The organism is Agromyces aureus, from assembly GCF_001660485.1.
Taxonomy (GTDB): Bacteria; Actinomycetota; Actinomycetes; order Actinomycetales; family Microbacteriaceae; genus Agromyces; species Agromyces aureus.
In genome coordinates this window covers 3,133,526-3,150,942 of record NZ_CP013979.1, presented here as the reverse complement: position 1 = coordinate 3,150,942, position 17,417 = coordinate 3,133,526, and the positions used below count along the sequence as shown (strand labels likewise).

Here is a 17,417-nt window from a genome sequence, read left to right as displayed (position 1 = left end):
CGACGGTGCTGATGCTCGCGGTGTTCGCCGTATTCATCTTGAGCGGCATGACAACCTCGTCGATTGGCATCGCCCATCTCGCGCAGGATCCGTCCGCTCCGCTCGCCGTCCAGTTGGGCAGCCCGCAATGGATCCGTTCGGATGAGTACAACGTCGGTACCCCGATCGCGCTCTCCATCATGGAGACGGGCGGCACGCCGACACTGACTCCGTTGTCGACTCCCGCCGATCTGGCGCACCGATTCTCCTCGGGCGGCTTCTTCGAGACCGTGGTGTTCTATCCGGGCACGCTCCTCGCAGTCGCGGGGTTCCTCCCGCACCAGATGGTGTTTTCGCTCTACTGGTGGCTTCCCATGATCCTGCTGTTCATCGGGATGCCGATCTTCATCGAGCGCGTCGGCGGGAGCCGCCGGATGGGCTGGCTCGCCGCGCTGCTCATCGCATTGTCGCCCGCTGTGGCATGGTGGTCGCTCGGCCCGCTGAACACGGTTGGGTACACCGTCGCCGGATGCGCCGCATTGAGCGCCGCCTTCACGAGATTCGTCTCAGGCAGAACGGTGACCGGCGTACTCCTGGCCGTGCTCTCGGGGTTGCTCCTGACGGCGATTCCGACGGTCTACGCGCCGTGGTCGATCGTCATCGGCGTGCCGATGCTCCTCGCGACGCTCGCGGCGATCGTCATCGCTGATGCGACGTGGCGTTCGCGGATCATCCCGGTGGTGATCTCGGGAACCGTCGCGCTGATATTCGTCGTGGGAACGTTCATGGAGAACTCCGCGAGCGCCCAGGCACTGTTGGGCACCGTCTATCCGGGGCAGCGTCGGTCCGGAGCCACTGCGCAACCCTTCGAGATCCTCTTCGGAGCTCCCGGGCTGGGCACGATGGACTCGTCGTCGACGATCGTCTCGAATGCGAGCGAAGTGTCGACCGCATTCACGATCACCGCGGTGTGGGCGTTCCTCCTCGTCATCGGCTACCGACGGTTCGGCAGCTGGCGTTCGAACATCCCTCTGCTCATCCTGTCTGCGGCGTTGGCGCTGTGGCTGTTCTGGTCGACCGTGAACCTCGGCGCGGTCGGCGAGATGATCCCCCTGCTCAATCTGGTCCCGCCGTATCGAACGGGTCAGGTGGTCGGCATTCTCGGGGCGATCGTGGTGTCGATCGTGCTTGCGCGGGGGCCGGCCCGTGGAGACAAATGGGTCGCCCTGCTCGCTGCGCTTCTCAGCGGAGCGATCACCCTGTTCGCGGTGTCCCTGCTGCAGACGAACGTGATTCCGTCGATGCCGACGCTGAACGTGCTGCTGTCCGGCTGCGGAGTCGCGGCCGGCGTGTACGTCGTGTCCGCATATCCACGCAAGGTCTGGCCGATTGTGGTCGTCGCGGTCCTGGCGCTGGCGACGGTCGTGCGCTCTCAACCCGTGCTCTTCGGACTCGCCGACCTCACCGAGTCCGACACCGCTCGTCTGCTCCAGGAATACGGGGCCACGGCACGGGCCGATGGAACGCTCTGGGCATCCGATTCGACGGCGTTCGACTCCGTCGCCTTGGCGAACGGCGTGCCATCGCTCTCCGGTTTCCAGCGCACGGGTCCTGATGTCGAAGAGTGGGAACGACTCGACCCCGATCACGAGTTCGAAGATGCGTGGAATCGGGCCGGAGGCTACGTTCCCTTCATCTTCACCCCGGGTGAGGAAATCAAGATCGAGACGAACGGCTTCGACGTGACCTACGTGTCAGTCGACCCGTGCGACCTGGCCGAGCGCTTCGCGGAGCTCGGTCACATCGCCTCGACGACGGAACTCGACGGGGCGTGCCTGGTCGAAGCCGGCACGGCGCAGTGGTCCGGCGTCGAGATGCACCTCTATGAGGTGGCGCGCGACTGACCGCATTCCGGCGGCTGACGTCGATCAGCGGCCGACGTCAGCAGGGCGGGAGCGACGCACCGGGCACCACCGTGCTCGACCGCGAAGGGCGAGCGGTCGGAGCGTCGTGTCGGCTCGCACCTGCCGAGGCGACATACGGGAGCTCCGGATATCAGGAACGGCCGGCCTGGAGCGCCTGGATCTCGGGAAGCGTTTCGAGCAGCGCCACGACGCCGTCGACGTCGAGTCGTTCGGTGTTGTGCGAGGTATACGCCTCATCGGGGGCGTTCTCGCCCTCGCCCGCCTCGAAGTACGGTGTGTAGTCAAGTGAGCGCGTATCGAGCGGCACCCGGAAGTATCCGCCGCGGTCCTCGGCATTCGCACGCTCTTCAGAGCTGAGGAGCGATTCGTACAGCTTCTCACCGTGTCGCACGCCGATCACGTTGACCTCGTGATCCGAGACTCCCGCGACCCGGGCGACCCCCGAGAGGAGCGCCCCGACCGTCGAAGCCGGTGCCTTTCTGACGAACAGGTCACCGGTGGTGGCTTCGCTGAAGGCGTACTTGACGAGGTCGACGGACTCCGCGAGCGACATCAGGAATCGGGTCATGTTGGGGTCGGTGACCGTCAGCGGACGGCCGGACCGAAGCTGCTCGAGGAACAGGGGAATCACGGAGCCCCGCGAGTGCATGACGTTTCCGTAGCGCGTCACGGAGATCGTAGTGTCGGAATCCTGGTTTGCTCGCGCGATGGACATCGCCGTCTTCTCCATGAGCGCCTTCGACATTCCCATCGCATTGATCGGGTAGACGGCCTTGTCAGTGCTCAGGCAGACGACGGATCTCACACCGGCATCGATCGATGCGTGGAGAACGTTCGCGCTGCCCTGGATGTTCGTTGCCACGGCTTCGAGCGGGAAGAACTCGCACGACGGGACCTGCTTGAGTGCGGCCGCGTGGAAGACCAGATCGGTCCCGCGGATCACCTGCTGGACGCTCTTCTCATTGCGGACATCGCCGATGTAGAACCGAAGCCTCGGGTCTCCGATGGCGTGCCGCATGGCGTCCTGCTTGGCTTCGTCACGACTGAAGATCCGGACTTCCGCTGCGCCTTCGGCAAGCAGCGATTTCGCCATCGTCGAGCCGAACGATCCGGTTCCTCCCGTGATGGTGACGACGGCATCCGTGATCTGACTGCTCATGCTCTGCAATTCTGCTCGAGGTGGTGACGGGCCGGTTCGGCCTTTGACATGCTATCCCACCGTGCGGAGGTGCTCTTCGAAGGCGCTGACCGCCGATTCCTCCGAGAAGGTCGAGTGTGCGAATCGACGCTGGCGATCGGCGATGCTCGCCAGCATCGCCCGGTCGATCGTCGCAAGTCCGTACGCTGCGTCGGCGACGTCGGCGGGGCCCGCGACGAAGGTGACCCCGGATTCGTCGCCGAGCACGCCGTGAAGACCCTCGAGATCCGTCGAGACCACCGGGAGACCTGACGCCATGTACTGCAGAACCTTGTGAGGGATCGCGATGTCGGTGACGAGCCCAGGCTCGAACGGGTTCAGACCGACATCCGCCGCCGCGAGGTACTCCGGAAGTTCGGCGTACGGCACGATTCCGGTAAAGAGCACGTGCCGTTCAAGGCCGAGCTCTTCGACGGTGGCACGAAGGGTGCTCTCGAGCTCGCCGCCGCCGACGAGAACCAGTCGAATGGAGGGATCGCGGGCGATGAGCGCCGGCAGGCCGCGTACGACGATGTCGAGTCCGGAGAAGGGGAAGAACGTGCCCATGTAGAGCAGCACGCGATCACCCGCACTCAAGCCAAGCCGTGGTCGGATGTCGGCCTGGACCTCGCGTTCGAAGTGGCTGAGATCCACCGGGGCGAGGTCGACCCGGGTGGGACCCGTGCGACCCGACGCCTCGATGCAGTATCTGGCCATGGCGGGGTTGTTCGCCGACAACGCGTCCGCCCCACGGTAGACATGGCGCTCGGCGAGCTTGATCAGCGCGGACACCGGTGTATCGCGAATGCCGTGCGAGACATCCAACGCGCGGAAGACGACCGGGACGCCGTGTCGGCGAGCGATCGATACCGTCTGCCAACCAGTGGTGGGCACAGCGTAGAGGACGATCAGGTCGTACCCGCCGTGGACGATCTCTCGTCTGAGCGCCGGGAGGCCGAGGATCGGAGCCAGGTATCGATCGAGCGTTCCGCCCCCGAGGGTCGGCGGAGTGATGAGACGGATGCGTGCGCCGGGGTGCACTCGTCCGGGGATCTCGACGACCGAGGTGCGAAGCGAACGCCGGACGACCGCGGGACGCTCGGGGAAATGGAAGAACGACACGTCATGCCCGCGGAGCGCGAGGAGTTCGGGGAACTCATGCATCTCGAAGATGACCTTCTCGGTGTAGTTCACCTCGTGCACGAAGAGGATTTTCATCGTCTCAGCCCGATGTCATCGGCTGGCCGGTCGCTCAACCTCGTTCGACCGGAGTCGCGATGCGGATGCCTGCGCGCTGATGGTGCGTCGGGGCCGTCGAGAGGATGAAGTTCGCGGCGCGGCGCGACGCATCGGCGATCTCGTACTCCCACGGAGCCGCGCCCACACCTTCGGCAGCACACTGGCTGATCGTCACAGCCACGGCGTCGAGGATGCTCTCTGCCCCGACCCCGGTCGTGATCGTCACGCCGGTGTCGATCGCCTCGGGGCGTTCGATCGCATCACGGAGCGAGACGGCCGGGAACTTCAGGATGGCGGATTCCTCGCTGATGGTGCCGCTGTCGGAGAGCACGAGTCGTGCATGCTGCTGCAGGTGCACGTAGTCGTGGAAGCCGAACGGCGCGTGGAAGACGAGCGAGGCCGTGAGTGCTGGATCCTGCGATTCGAGCCGATTCCGGGTTCTGGGGTGCGTGGAGACGAGGACCGGCAGTGCGTACTGCGCCGAGAGCTCATTGAGCGCCGAGAGTAGCGAAGCGAGACGCTCCGGATTGTCGACGTTCTCTTCACGGTGAAGGCTCACCAGGAAGTAGCCGTCTGACGTGAGGCCCTCGCGTTCGAGCACCGTGCTCGCCTCGATCGAGGCTCGGTTCGCATCGAGTACCTCGCGCATCGGCGAACCCGTCAGCAGGATGCGCGAAGGGTGGATCCCCTCGGCGAGGAGATTCCGCCGGGCGTGCTCCGTGTAGACGAGGTTGTAATCGGAAACGTGATCGACGAGTTTGCGGTTGACCTCCTCGGGCACGTTCTCATCGAAGCACCGGTTGCCGGCCTCGAGGTGGTACACCGGGATCTTCAGCCGGCGTGCCATGAGGGCGGAAATGCAGCTGTTGGTGTCGCCGAGCACGACGACTGCGTCGGGTCTTTCGGCGATCAGGACACGCTCGACGGACGCGAGGATCGATCCGAGGACGGCGCCGAGCGAGGAGACATCTGCGCCGAGGAAGTGGTCGGGTCGCCGGAGGCCGAGGTCCTCGAAGAAGACCTCGTTCAGCTCGTAGTCGTAGTTCTGACCGGTGTGGACGAGGACGTGCTCGGTGGTGTCGTCGAGGCGTTTGATCGTCGCGGCCAACCGGATGATCTCGGGGCGCGTACCGACGACGGTCAGAACTTTCAGGCGGCTGCTCATACGGGAATAGCTTTCGGGTAGGTGTCGGGGTCTTCGGGCACGTAGATCTCGTTGATCCAGAAGTTCGTGTAGAGGTCGTCGGCGCCGGTGTTGGTGATGTTGTGGGACCAGAAGGTCGGCATGTCGACGGCGACCGGCTCGTCGCCGCTCACGTGGAGCTGAACGATGTCATCGCTGAACAGTCGTTGGAGCCGGATGACCGCCGTTCCGCGCACGACCGTGAAGCGCTCGATCTTCCGTGCGTGGTAGTGATCGCCGCGGGTCACGCCCGGACGTGTCGTCGAGAACGAGGACTGCCCGGCACCGCCGACCGATCTCGTGATCTCGAAGAACGAGCCGCGGGCATCCGCGTGCCTCGTGAGCGGGATCATCTGTCGGATGCCGAAGTCGAATGACCGATACGTGTTGAACAGATCGCGTTGGAACGAGGACTCGAGAGCTGGGATCGTGCCGTGCGCATAGTCCCGTGCGAATCGAGACAGGTCCGCCAGGACGGAGGAGACGCGCATCGGCACCAGGTGATCGTCGATGCTGCCTGTGCCGAGAAGTGCGGCCGCCGCGGCCTGGGCGTGGAGGAGCGGAACCTCTCGATCCCCTTCGACGACCGGCGTCCCGCCTCGCGCGAGCAGGTCACTGAACGTCGCGACGAAGGAGTTGTAGAACGGACGACCGTGCTCTCCGAAGAGATTCGGCAGTCGGACGTCGACGAACTCGACTCCGACCGCTTCGCAGGCGGCGGCGATGATGCCGGCCGAGCGTCGTTTCGCTTCGCCGTAGACGTTCCCCAACTCGGCCTGGATCGAGTTCGCGAAGACCACGACCGGTGGTGGTTCTTCGGCGAGCCGAAGGGCTTCTGCGACCTGACGGGCGAACCGTTCGTTCTCGTCGTGCACCTCGGCATCGCTTCCGCGATTGACGCCGGCGAGATGCACGAGGCGGCTCGCGCCGTCAATGGCGGATGCCGCCGCAGTCGGCGAGAACCCGTCGCCCACGCGGAATGCAGCAGACGAGTGCCCAAGGCCCTCGATCGCGCACCGTGTGTGCCAGCCCAAGAACCCGTTGGCGCCAGACACCGCGATACGTGACATGGACTCGCTCTCTGCTGTGAATCGGTGGGCGCGTCTGCGCGTGGTGAGGGGCTGTTCGCCCTCCGAGATCCTATCCCAGCGTGCTTGGTAGGATCGGTTCGTGCCAGACGCCCCCGACCGACCGCTCATCGTGATGCCCGCCTATAACGAAGAGGCATCGGTGGGGCGCACCGTGACCGAGGTTCTCAGCGTGCTGCCCGGGGCTCACGTTCTCGTCGTGGATGACGGGTCGTCCGACGCGACTGCGGCGGTGGCCGCGGCGGCGGGCGCGCGCGTGCTGAGGCTGCCCTTCAATCTCGGCGTCGGGGGAGCGATGCGCGCCGGTTTCCGTTACGCCGTCGCGAACGGATACTCGGTCGCCGTGCAGATCGACGCCGATGGGCAGCATGATCCGGCTGGCGTGCCGAAACTCCTCGAGAAGCTCTCCGAGGCCGACATCGTGCTCGGTGCACGCTTCGCCGGCGAGGGCGACTACCACTCGACCGGGCCTCGCTGGTGGGCGATGAAGCTGCTGGCGTCATCGCTGAGCAAGCTCGCCGGAACGAGACTGACGGACACGACTTCGGGCTTCCGCGCTTCCGGGCCGAAGGCGTTGCGACTCTTCGCGGAGCACTATCCGGCCGAGTACTTGGGCGACACGATCGAGGCCCTCGTGATCGCCCTTCGCGCGGGCTGCGTCGTGCGACAGGTGCCCACGGCGATGCGCGAGCGCGCTGCGGGCGTTCCGTCGCACAATCCGTTCAAATCGGCCGTCTACCTCGGGCGTGCGATGCTCGCGATGGTCTTCGCCCTCGTGCGCCCCGCATCGACGTTCAGAACCGGAGTCTCCGAACTGTGAGTGTCACCAGCTACATCTTCGGAATCCTCGCGGCACTGGGCACTCTTGTCGTCGTCGTCGAGATGCTCCGGCGGCGACGCCTGCGTGAGCGGCATGCCTTCTGGTGGCTGCTCGCCGGCGTGCTCGCACTTGTCGTGGGCGTATTCCCGGTCACGCTCGACTGGGCGGCTCAGGCGATCGGCATCGCCGTCCCGGTGAACCTCGTGTTCTTCGTGAGCATCGCCATCCTGTTCCTCGTCTGCATCCAGACCAGCGCTGAACTGACGGTGCTCGAGAGCAAGACCCGGGTGCTCGCGGAGCAGTCCGCCCTCCAGGATCTCCGGATCCGCGCGCTCGAAGACGAGCGCCCGGGCCCCGGATCATCGTGACGAGGAACCGTCGAGCGGGCCGTCGCGCTCTTCTCGCGGCGTCAGGATCGAGATCACCGAGGACGACGAGAGCACGACGCGGATATCCGGGAAGTAGACGGCCTTCGCCACACCGGCGACGATCTTCGCGAGGACCCCAGCGGTGAGCGCGTGCACGCCGTGGATGGGTGAGACCGCGAAACCGCGACGTTTCGTGGCCCGCAGGATGACGAGGTCGAAGCCGACGGTATCGGCGTAATAGCCCATCTTGAGCGCGCCGATCGCGTTCACGTGGGTGACGTCGCCGAACTGGAACGGATTTCCGATCCACGTGTCGACGTTCGGATAGCGGAGCACGAGCACCCCGCCGGGACGGAGCTTCGCCTTGAGCGTGCGAAGGAACTCGACGCTGGCCTCGGGCGGGATGTGCTCGAAGACATCGAAGGCGAAGACCGCATCGAAACTCGCGTCCGGAACCTCGTCGAGTCGATCGCTCGGGTACGCGGCGAATCCCGCCGCCTTCGCGGCCTCGACCAACTCGGGAAGCAGTTCGACACCCGTGACGTCCCACCCACGGCTCCGACAGAATGCGAGGAACGCACCGTTTCCGAATCCGATCTCGAGAACCGTGCCGATCGACGTCCGCCGTGTGGCATCGCGCACCTCACGAGCGTAATAGTCGTCGTCACCGCGACTGAGGTGTCCGAAGGTGTCGGCGGTCCAGCCCTTCCAATCCGAGTAGCCCTCCGCTGGGTCATCCGGTGCCATCGTTCTCCGTTCGTCAGACGGCTCGAGTCTCGAGACGGGTCGAGCCTACTTCGTGCGCTGCCGTCGCGTGCCGAGCGAGAGTCCGATGATGTGGACGGCGAGACCGCAGGCCGGACCCACCAGGAGTGCGACGATCGTTCGGGCTTCCAGCGGAAGCGGTGCGAGCAGGCACGCGAGCGTCGTGAGTGCGGCGACCACCCACCCCGCCGTGTAAAGCCCGTGCATCGAGAGCGCGAGTGCGGCGGGCGCCGTAACGCAGAGCGCGCCGACCAAGGCGGACGAGAGGGCGAGCACGGCGATGAGGGCGCCGGATGGAACGGGTTCGCCGGGGAAGAGGAACTCGAACACGGCGGGGCCGAGCCACCATCCCAGACCGGCGATCACCAGTCCTGCGCCGGCCACCACCGCTTCGATCGCGAGCAGGAGTCGTCGGCGGTCGGTGCGTTCCTTGAAGAGCACGACCAGGAAGCTCTGCAGCGCCATGCCGACCACGATGAGCGGGGCCCGGACGAGCGTGGAGAGGAGGATCAGCACGCCCAGCTCCACCTCCGGCGCGTTCGGGGAGGTCAGGCCCAGGAGCACCGGAAAACCGCTGACGAGCGCTCCCATCGAGATCGACGCGATGATCGTTCTCGCGGAGTTCCAGGTGAGCTCGCGATACGTGACATCGAGGTGCGTCCGCCCTGCGAGCGACTTACGGATCGAGAGCCAGATGACGACGAAGGTGATCAGGAACGGCAGCGAGATCGCCCACGCGAGCACGACCGGATCGTGTGTGAAGAGCAGCGTGGTCGCGATCAGGACGAGTCGGATCGTGCCGTCGAGTGCGATGCACCATGCGACGGCGGTCCATGCCGCGACGCCGTACAGGGTGCCGGACAGCACCGCGACCAGGGTGTACGACGCGGCCGCGACGGTCAACGGGGGGACCATCGCCCATCCGAGGCCCGGGAAGAGGTTCTCGGCCCACAGGAACGCCGATCCGATGACGAGTGCGCCGACGAGGGAGGCGGCGATGAGCGCGAACCGTCCGGCGTGCGCAGCGCGATCGATGCGCGGAGCACCGGCGAGCCGTGTGGCCCGCGTGATCTCCTGTTGAACGCCGGAGAGGCCCGCCACGACGAGGAACGCGAACGACCAGAACAGGGCGAAGGTCGTGTATTCGCCGACGCCCACGACGCGCGGGACGAGCCAGGTGATTGCGTATCCGGCGATGCCGATGACGACGGTCGCCACGAGCACCCGTGTGAATCCGGCCCCGTGGTCCGTGGGGGGAGCCGTGAACTCCTCGACGCTCGTCATCGGGTTCGGTCCGAACCGGTAACGGCTTCGTCGAGGGGCGCGGGCGAGATGATCACCGACCGAGTCTAGGCGTTCGATCGGAGCGATCGGCACGTGGCGTGCGTGCACCTGGGATCTGACGCGAGTTGAGACAATGGGTGACGTGACTCCAGAATCGACCAGCGCATCGCCTCGGCCTCGCGTGTCCATCTCCCTTCTGACCCTGTACCCCGGCGGGCACGGGGGCGGCGAGGTGTACGCCAAGGAGACGGTCGCGCGCCTTTCGCGCGACCCGGCGCTCGATGTCCACGTGCACCTTCCTCGCAACGCCGCTGGGTGGAACGGAGGAGTGGCCGAGGAAATCGCCTCGACGGCATCTGGGGCGTCCGGCCTGCAGCGGCTGCTCGGCATGGCACGTGTGGTGATCCGTTCGCGGTCGTTGCGACGTTCGATGCGCGCGTCGAGGATCGTGCACTTCCCGCTGACGGTGCCGATACCGGCATCGCTCCGGTCGCAGACCACCATCGTCTCGATCGCCGATACCCAGCACCTCGATCTGCCCGAGCTCTTCCATCCGCTCGAGCGACTGTTCCGTTCCTTCGCGTACGATCGGGCCGCGAAACGGGCGGATGCGGTCGTGACCATCAGCGAGTTCACGAAGCAGCGGCTCGTTCATCATCTCGGAATCGAGCCGGACCGGATCACGGTCGCCCACCTCGGGTACGACCCGGTTGACTTCGCCCCGAACCTCGGAGCCAGGGAGGACTTCCTCTTCTACCCGGCTCGCGCGTGGAGACACAAGAACCACGCGCGTCTGTTCGAGGCGTTGAAGATCGTGCGGGAACAGCGCCCAGGGCTTCGCCTGGTGCTGAGCGGCGGCGATCTCGACAAGCTCGGCGACTTGCCGGACGGGGTCGAATGGGCAGGCCACGTCTCCCGGGAAGAGCTCGGCGAGCTCTACCGCACGGCTGCGGCCCTCGTGTTCCCGAGCCTGTACGAGGGCTTCGGGCTGCCTCCGCTCGAGGCGATGGCAGCCGGGTGCCCGGTGGCTGCGTCGGTGTCGGGCTCGATTCCGGAGATCTGCGCGGACGCCGCTGTGTACTTCGATCCCGAGGACCCGCGATCCATCGCGAAGGGCATCGAGGAAGCCCTGCTTCGCGGTGGCGAGCTCTCGGCGCGCGGGGTCGGGCGAGCGGCGGCCTTCACGTGGGAGCATTGCAACGACGTGCACCGGGAGCTCTACCTGCGGCTGGACGCAACATCTCGAGCGACCACGCCGGCTCGGTAGGCGGTGCCTAACCCGTCACCGAGGTGTCGGCACGGCCGACGTCGTGCCGAACCATCCGCCGCACGAGATCCTCGAACCCGACCGATGGAGTCCATCCGAGTTCTTCGGCGATCTTCGACGCATCCCCTCGGAGATCTGCTGCGTCGGTCGGTCGGATGAATCGGGGATCCGTCTGCACGTACGGCCGCCAGTCGCCGATCCCGGCCTCGTCGAAGGCCGCGGTCAGGAAGTCCTCGATCGTATGCGAGACTCCGGTCGCCACGACGTAGTCGGACGGCCGGTCGGCTGAGGCGATGCGGACGAGCGCATCGACGAAGTCGGGCGCCCAACCCCAGTCGCGTCGGACCGTCAGGTCGCCGAGCGTGAGCTGGTCCTGGGTCCCGGCTGCGATCGCGGCGGCCCCGTTCGTGATCTTGCGGGTCACGAATGCGATCGGTCTACGCGGCGACTCGTGGTTGTAGAGGATCGCCGAGCTGGCGTGAAGCCCTCGACGGCGGTAGACGTCGACGAGGTGGGCGGCATACGACTTCGCTGCACCGTACGGGTTGATCGGAGAGACGGGCGTCGACTCGTTCTGAGGGACGATCGACGTGCCTGCGAAGATCTCCGCACTCGACGCCTGGATGACCCGGACGTCTCGATCGTGGCGCGTACGAAGCTGCCATGCAGTCTCGAGGATGACGCCGACGGCCGTGCCGGTCACGGCTGACGTCGCGAGCGGGTCGGCCCACGACGCTGCGACCGAACTAATGCCGCCGAGGTTGTAGATGACATCCGGTTCGGCCGCGTTGATCGCGTCACGCAGCGCCGCGGGCGTCGCGAGATCTGCGACGTGCTCGACGACCTCGCTGGGGAGTGCGTTCGCCCCGGGTTCGAATCGGCGACGGACCAGCGCATGCACCTCCGCGCCCTCGGCGACGAGGCGCTCGACGAGATAGCTGCCGTCCTGTCCGGTGGCTCCGGTGATGAATACCCGCGTCATGTCGTCAGCGGGTTCGGGACTGTTCGGCCAGATCGGACTCGACCATCATCGTGACGAGCTGCTCGAACGTGACGGTCGGCTTCCAGCCGAGCGTCTCGCGGGCCTTGGTGGAGTCTCCGATCAGCAGGTCGACCTCGGCGGGCCGCATGAACTGAGGGTCCTGTCGCACGTACGGGGCCCAGTCGTCGATGCCACCGGCCGCGAAGGCGACATCCAGCAGCTCGCCGATCGAGTGGGTCTCCCCGGTCGAGATGACGAAGTCATCGCCGACCGGCTGCTGGAGCATGAGCCACATCGCCTCGACGTAGTCTCCTGCGAACCCCCAGTCCCGCTTGGCGTCGAGGTTGCCCATCACGAGCTCGTCCTGGAGCCCGAGCTTGATGCGAGCGACCGCTTGCGAGACCTTGCGGGTGACGAACTCGGGTCCGCGGCGGGGCGATTCGTGGTTGAACAGCACGCCGCTCGAGGCGTGCATGCCGTACGACTCGCGGTAGTTGATCGTCATGTAGTGGCCGTAGGTCTTCGCAACGCCGTAGGGAGAACGCGGCCAGAGCAGCGTGGACTCGCTCTGGGGCACATGCTGGACCTTGCCGAACATTTCGGAGGAGGACGCCTGGTAGAAACGGACGCGCTCGATGTCGTCGCCGGCGTACAGTCGCGTGGCCTCGAGGATGTTCAGAACGCCCTTGCCGGTCACATCGGTGGTCAGCGCCGCATTCTCCCAGGAGTACGCGACGAACGAGATCGCGCCAAGGTTGTAGACCTCGTCAGGCTGGGCGATCGAGAGCACGCGCACGAGGCTCGACACGTCGGTCAGGTCGCCGGTCAGCAGCTTCACCTCGGGAACGGTCGAGCGAACGAGGTCCAGCTTCGGGTTGTTCTGCCCGCGGATGAGTCCGAAGACCTCGTACCCCTTGGCGAGGAGGAGTTCGGCCAAGTACAAGCCGTCCTGGCCGGTGATTCCTGTGACGAGTGCGCGGGGCATTCTCGCTCCTTCTGTTCTCGAGTGGGATGGTTGGTCTTCAGTGCGTCAGACCGCCGAACACGGGGCGGACTGCCGCAAACCCGTCCGTCACTCTATCAATGCGGCGGAACGCGGGAGTTCGGGTCAGAGCGTGGATTCGCCGGGCTTCGAAGCGGCAGCAGGTCGAGATGAGTCAGTCGGCTCGGCAGTCGTCGGCGAGGTCCGGACCAGGTCGCTCTGACCGGATCTCATCTTCGGCCAGCAGCGCTCGAAGAGGCGGTTCATAGCTTCTCGAGCCGGTGTCTCAAACCACTTCCACGTGACCCAGGAGGCGACGTAAACGCCCGTCAGCGCCGCGACCACGTACGCCGGGAGCCAGTCGCTGCGAACGGACGGGTAGAAGTAGAGGAGCATGAACCCGTATGCGAAGAGGGGGAAGTGGAGCATGTACAGCGAGTAGGACGAATAGCCGGCCACCTGGAACGCCCGGGTGGTGAACAACCGGACCACCGGGCCGCGAGGTGCGGCGAGCGCCCAGACCCAGATGAGCAGAAGGACGGTGATGTAGTCGATGTAGCCCGTGTAGCAGGCGACGACGACGAGAACCGGGGCGAGAACCTGCACGATGTTGGCGAGCGGGATGAGCCGGTGCGGGCGTCCGGCGATGCGGAGCAGTACGCCCGCAGTGAAGGTGAGAAGCAGGTCGACCAGCCAGCGATACGGGAACTCAATCACCGAGACGTCGATGAAGACCGCGAGGGCGATCGCCGGGACCAGGCACAGCGCACGCAACGAAGACTGGGGAATGCGCGCGGCGAGCAGGATCGCTAAGAGCAGTGGAAAGGCGACGTACGCCGCCATCTCGGCGGTTAGCGACCACGCGGGATTGTTCCAGCCGTAGGTCACATGTGCGCCGTCGAGTCCGGAGACCATGAAGGCGCTCTTGAGCCATCCGCCGATCGAGTACCAGTCGGGCACGGGAGCGCCCCAGTTGCCGTTGACCGTCACGCCCCACCAGATCGCTGGTGAGACCAGAATCAGGCTCAGCACGTTGACAGGCCAGAGGCGGGCGTAACGCCGCCAGAGGAACCTGATCGACGGTCGCGGGCCGGCCAACAATCGCGGCGAACCGTAGTTGTGCCAGATGATGTAGCCCGACAAGATGAAGAAGAGGGGTACGCCGTAGGAGCCGACTCCGAGAACCGGTTCGAGGATCCGCGCGCTCGGCCACGCCTCGTAGAGGATCGGCTGGAAGTGGAACAGGACGACCCACGCGGCTCCGACGATGCGCAGCCCGGTGAGGGCGGGGATCGGATCGGGCCGACCGCTCGTCGACTCGAGCGCTTCACGGGCCGGCTGGCCCGACGTCGCGGGAGTGCTGTTCTGAGTGGTCGTCATGCTCGTGCAATCGTTGCGCTGGGGAGGGTGGGCCTGACGTAGTTTACCTGCCGGCGGCGCCTTCGCTGATCGGTTCCGCGCGGTTCAGCCGGTCGGGCGAGGGCTCAGCCCCCCGGCCCGAGTGCTGTGGGCCGGTTCGCCGCCAGCGCGTCGCGCCAGCTCATGTCGCGCGCCGCCTTGACGGCGCAGACGACGAGCAGCATCCAGCCGCCCTCGGTGATCGCGAAGCTCTCGGCGAACGAGGTCACGGCGATCGTCACGAGCATGAGCGCGGGCCACAGGTAGACGACGCTGCGGCGGCCCGTGGCGAGCAGCCAGGCGCGCACGAGTGCGACGCCGATGAGGGCGGCGAACAACAGCACCCCGATGACGCCCACCTGGAAGTAGACGTCGACGTAGGCGCTGAGGGCCGAGCTGTGCTGGCGCCCGGTCGCCGCCTCGATCCAGAGGTAGGGCGACGAGTCGGGCCAGGCGCCGACCCATCCCCAGCCCTGCAGGGGGTTCAGGGCCAGGTATCGGGACGCCTCGCGCCAGAGGTCCAGCCGCACGTCGAACTCCGCGCGCGCGTCGAGCAGCTCGATGATCCGGATGCGAACGAGCCACGCCGTGATGAGTACGGCGATCGCGGCCACGAGCAACGCGATCTGCCAGCGCCACCTCGTGGCGGGCGCGGCGCGCCGGAGGCCGTAGATCGCGGCGAGGGCGACGAGGGCGACGGCGAGGGCGATCCACGCGGTCGGGGACCCCGAGAACACGACGCACACCGAGGCGAGCGTGAGCGACGCGATCGCCACGGTCCGCGTGACGAGGTGGGTGCGCCACTCGACAATGAAGGTCAGCAGCGCCACGACGGCGATGAAGCCGAGCAGGTTCCTCGAACCGAAGATGCCCTGGATGGGTCCGAGGTTCGTGATGTCGCCGTTGATGCCGAGGAACGAGATCGGCAGGTCGAGGAGGATGCCGGAGAACACCTCGAGCGCCAGCGAGACGCCGAGCAGCGCCCTCGTGACCTCGCCGAACGCGCGGACGATCTGGATGGTGTCGCGCATGAGCGCCACGTAGACGCCGATGAAGGCGAATCCGACGAGGTAGGTCACCCGCAGCGCGCTCGTGGCGGGGGTCGTGCTCCAGAGCACGGATGCCGCGCACCAGCCGACGAACACGAGGATCGTCAGGGGCAGGATGCCGTACCACTCGACCGCGCGCCACCTCGCGACGAGCGAGACGCCGCACAGCACCAGGAGGCCAGCGATCATGGCGAGCAGGCCGGGCCACCCGATGAGGCTGCGGATGAGGTGCGTCGCGAGTCCGACGCCGATCGCGGTGAGCGAGAGCGCCTGGGCGAAGCGGGCCGACCCGGCGAACTCGCGCAGCGCCTTCATGACCGAGGGCGTCGCGGTCATGCCGGCGGCGCCGAGGCGCTGGGCGGTGCGGGCGGCGCCGGGGCGTCGGGCGGTCCCTGCGCCGCCGGGGCGCCGCGCGATGCCGGCGGCTCGGGCAGCGCCACGGCGTGCGAGCGCGCCGGTCGGGGTTCGGCGGGCAGCGGGTCGTTCGTCCACTGCCGGCGTTTCGTGGCCCACGCGATCGCGATGAGCAGGAGCCAGCCGATCTCGATGAGCAGGCGGCTCTCGGCGAGGCTCTGTCCGAGCAGCGCGAAGAGCACGAGCAGCGGCAGCAGCGAGGCCGCGGAGTAGGGGAGCGGGCGGCCCGCGGCATCCTTGGGCTGATCGACCGCGAGGAACCAGGAGCGCCAGAGGGCGCCGATGACGATGGCGACGAATGCGATGAGCCCGAGCACGCCGAGCTGCATCCACACGTCGAGCCAGGCGTTGTGCGCCTGCAGGTAGGTCACGCCCTTGCGCACCGCGAGGTCTTTGAAGGGCTCGACCCACGGCACCCAGTACCCGACGTACCCCCAACCCGCAACCGGTCGCTGCTGTGCGAGGTCGATCACGCTCGCCCAGATGTCGGTGCGGCCCGTGAGGTCTTCGCCCTTGCCGAAGAGCTGCAGCAGCAGGTTCCACGAGACGAGCAGCAGGGTCACGGATGCCGCGACCACGCCGGCTGCGGCCCAGTAGACCTTTCGTCGGTGGCGGGGTCCGACCCGGCGCGTCCAGAGCGCGAACACGAGCACGACCGCCACGAGCGCGGCGACGAGGATCATCGTCGACGACCGCGTGAGCGCGAACACGAGGCCCGCGACGACGAGCCACGAGATGCCGGGCGCCCGTCGCATGCTGCCGGCCGCGAGCAGGCAGCCGAACACGATGAGTCCGAGCAGCGCGATCATGCCGAGCAGGTTGCGGCTCGCGACGATGCCCTCGATGGGTCCGCCGTGCAGCAGCAGGCCGCGCGACCAGTAGAACGCCAGGGGCAGTTTCTCGCCCGTGACCTCGAAGTCGGGGAAGTTCGGCAGCAGGGGTTCGCGCACGAACACCGCGACCCACAGTTCGAACGCGATCGAGAGCGCCAGGATCCACTTGATCGCCGACGCGAGCGACGCCACGACGCGCGACCACGGCAGGCAGAGCACGAGCGTCACGGCGGCGAACGTCGTCACGAACAGGATCGCGAGTCCGAGCGCCGTCGCCCCCGGGTAGAACGACCACGCCAGCGAGAGCACGGCGAGCAGCAGGAACGCGAGGGTCGACTTCGGCGTGCGGCGCCACTTCCACCGCGGTCGCACGTGCGCGATGAGCAGGATGCCGCCGACCACGACGATCGCGACGGCCGCGCCGAACCCCCACCAGCCGAGGAGGTTTCGCCAGAACTGCCCGGCGAACGCCGTGAACAGCACGAACGTCGCGTACGCGCCCGCGAGGGCTGGGCGGCGTGCGGGATTCATGGGGTCAAGGCTATCGCGCGGAAGGTCGCCGGCACCGTCGCCGACGCGCTCGGACCGACCCGCGGCAGGTGGCGCGGCCGCAGACGACGGATGCCGCGGGCGAACGCTCGCCCGCGGCATCCGCTCGCCGTCG

General features: G+C 66.9%; 15 protein-coding genes. 4 read left to right on the top strand and 11 right to left on the bottom strand.

The window, feature by feature from the left end; translation table 11 throughout:
* The first annotated feature begins 11 nt into the window (after nt 1–11).
* Nucleotides 12–1,883, top strand: coding sequence for a DUF7657 domain-containing protein (locus ATC03_RS14135; protein WP_198168744.1), 1,872 nt, complete (start codon nt 12–14; stop codon nt 1,881–1,883).
* A gap of 151 nt (nt 1,884–2,034) precedes the next feature.
* On the opposite strand, the gene ATC03_RS14130 is transcribed toward ATC03_RS14135, so the two are convergent.
* The 4 genes from ATC03_RS14130 to ATC03_RS14115 are packed head-to-tail and all read right to left on the bottom strand — an operon-like array spanning nt 2,035 to nt 6,702.
* Nucleotides 2,035–3,063: a polysaccharide biosynthesis protein gene (locus tag ATC03_RS14130; protein WP_067878393.1), complete on the bottom strand. Its 1,029-nt coding sequence runs from the start codon at nt 3,061–3,063 to the stop codon at nt 2,035–2,037.
* 51 nt (nt 3,064–3,114) lie between these two features.
* Complete coding sequence (locus tag ATC03_RS14125) at nt 3,115–4,299, bottom strand: glycosyltransferase family 4 protein (protein WP_067878390.1); 1,185 nt, start codon at nt 4,297–4,299, stop codon at nt 3,115–3,117.
* Between the two features lie 34 nt (nt 4,300–4,333).
* Nucleotides 4,334–5,485, bottom strand: coding sequence for a non-hydrolyzing UDP-N-acetylglucosamine 2-epimerase (gene wecB, locus ATC03_RS14120; RefSeq protein WP_067878387.1), 1,152 nt, complete (start codon nt 5,483–5,485; stop codon nt 4,334–4,336).
* Complete coding sequence (locus ATC03_RS14115; RefSeq protein ID WP_227820107.1) at nt 5,482–6,702, bottom strand: polysaccharide biosynthesis C-terminal domain-containing protein; 1,221 nt, start codon at nt 6,700–6,702, stop codon at nt 5,482–5,484. Before ATC03_RS14115 ends, wecB begins: the two co-directional genes overlap by 4 nt.
* Between ATC03_RS14115 and ATC03_RS14110 the strand changes: the two genes are divergently transcribed.
* Both ATC03_RS14110 and ATC03_RS14105 read left to right on the top strand, forming a co-directional pair.
* Nucleotides 6,674–7,411 (top strand): glycosyltransferase family 2 protein, encoded by a 738-nt coding sequence (locus ATC03_RS14110; protein WP_227820106.1) that lies wholly within the window; start codon nt 6,674–6,676, stop codon nt 7,409–7,411. The two genes, ATC03_RS14115 and ATC03_RS14110, sit on opposite strands and share 29 nt — an antisense overlap.
* Entirely contained in the window at nt 7,408–7,779 is a 372-nt protein-coding gene (locus ATC03_RS14105; protein ID WP_067878381.1) for a DUF2304 domain-containing protein, read from the top strand. Before ATC03_RS14110 ends, ATC03_RS14105 begins: the two co-directional genes overlap by 4 nt.
* Here the strand turns inward: ATC03_RS14105 and ATC03_RS14100 are convergent.
* Both ATC03_RS14100 and ATC03_RS14095 read right to left on the bottom strand, forming a co-directional pair.
* Entirely contained in the window at nt 7,771–8,526 is a 756-nt protein-coding gene (locus ATC03_RS14100; RefSeq protein ID WP_067878378.1) for a class I SAM-dependent methyltransferase, read from the bottom strand. The two genes, ATC03_RS14105 and ATC03_RS14100, sit on opposite strands and share 9 nt — an antisense overlap.
* Before the next feature lie 45 nt (nt 8,527–8,571).
* Nucleotides 8,572–9,828: a lipopolysaccharide biosynthesis protein gene (locus ATC03_RS14095; protein ID WP_067878375.1), complete on the bottom strand. Its 1,257-nt coding sequence runs from the start codon at nt 9,826–9,828 to the stop codon at nt 8,572–8,574.
* 181 nt (nt 9,829–10,009) lie between these two features.
* Between ATC03_RS14095 and ATC03_RS14090 the strand changes: the two genes are divergently transcribed.
* A complete protein-coding gene (locus tag ATC03_RS14090; protein ID WP_067878371.1) occupies nt 10,010–11,095 on the top strand; it encodes a glycosyltransferase family 4 protein in 1,086 nt (361 codons plus the stop codon).
* Nucleotides 11,096–11,102: 7 nt separating this feature from the next.
* Here the strand turns inward: ATC03_RS14090 and ATC03_RS14085 are convergent, their stop codons facing one another.
* The 5 genes from ATC03_RS14085 to ATC03_RS14065 all read right to left on the bottom strand — a co-directional run bounded on the left by ATC03_RS14085 (nt 11,103) and on the right by ATC03_RS14065 (nt 17,284).
* The gene (locus ATC03_RS14085) at nt 11,103–12,077 is read right to left on the bottom strand and encodes a GDP-mannose 4,6-dehydratase (RefSeq protein WP_067878368.1); all 975 of its coding nucleotides are present in this window, start codon (nt 12,075–12,077) and stop codon (nt 11,103–11,105) included.
* A gap of 4 nt (nt 12,078–12,081) precedes the next feature.
* Nucleotides 12,082–13,062, bottom strand: coding sequence for a GDP-mannose 4,6-dehydratase (locus ATC03_RS14080; RefSeq protein WP_067878364.1), 981 nt, complete (start codon nt 13,060–13,062; stop codon nt 12,082–12,084).
* 123 nt (nt 13,063–13,185) lie between these two features.
* Nucleotides 13,186–14,439 carry an acyltransferase family protein gene (locus tag ATC03_RS14075; protein WP_067878360.1) on the bottom strand — a complete coding sequence of 418 codons (1,254 nt, stop codon included), beginning with the start codon at nt 14,437–14,439 and terminating at the stop codon, nt 13,186–13,188.
* 104 nt (nt 14,440–14,543) lie between these two features.
* Nucleotides 14,544–15,842: an O-antigen ligase family protein gene (locus ATC03_RS14070; protein ID WP_067882237.1), complete on the bottom strand. Its 1,299-nt coding sequence runs from the start codon at nt 15,840–15,842 to the stop codon at nt 14,544–14,546.
* Nucleotides 15,839–17,284, bottom strand: coding sequence for an O-antigen ligase family protein (locus ATC03_RS14065; RefSeq protein ID WP_067878357.1), 1,446 nt, complete (start codon nt 17,282–17,284; stop codon nt 15,839–15,841). The genes ATC03_RS14070 and ATC03_RS14065 overlap by 4 nt, the downstream gene beginning before the upstream one ends.
* Nucleotides 17,285–17,417 lie beyond the last annotated feature (133 nt).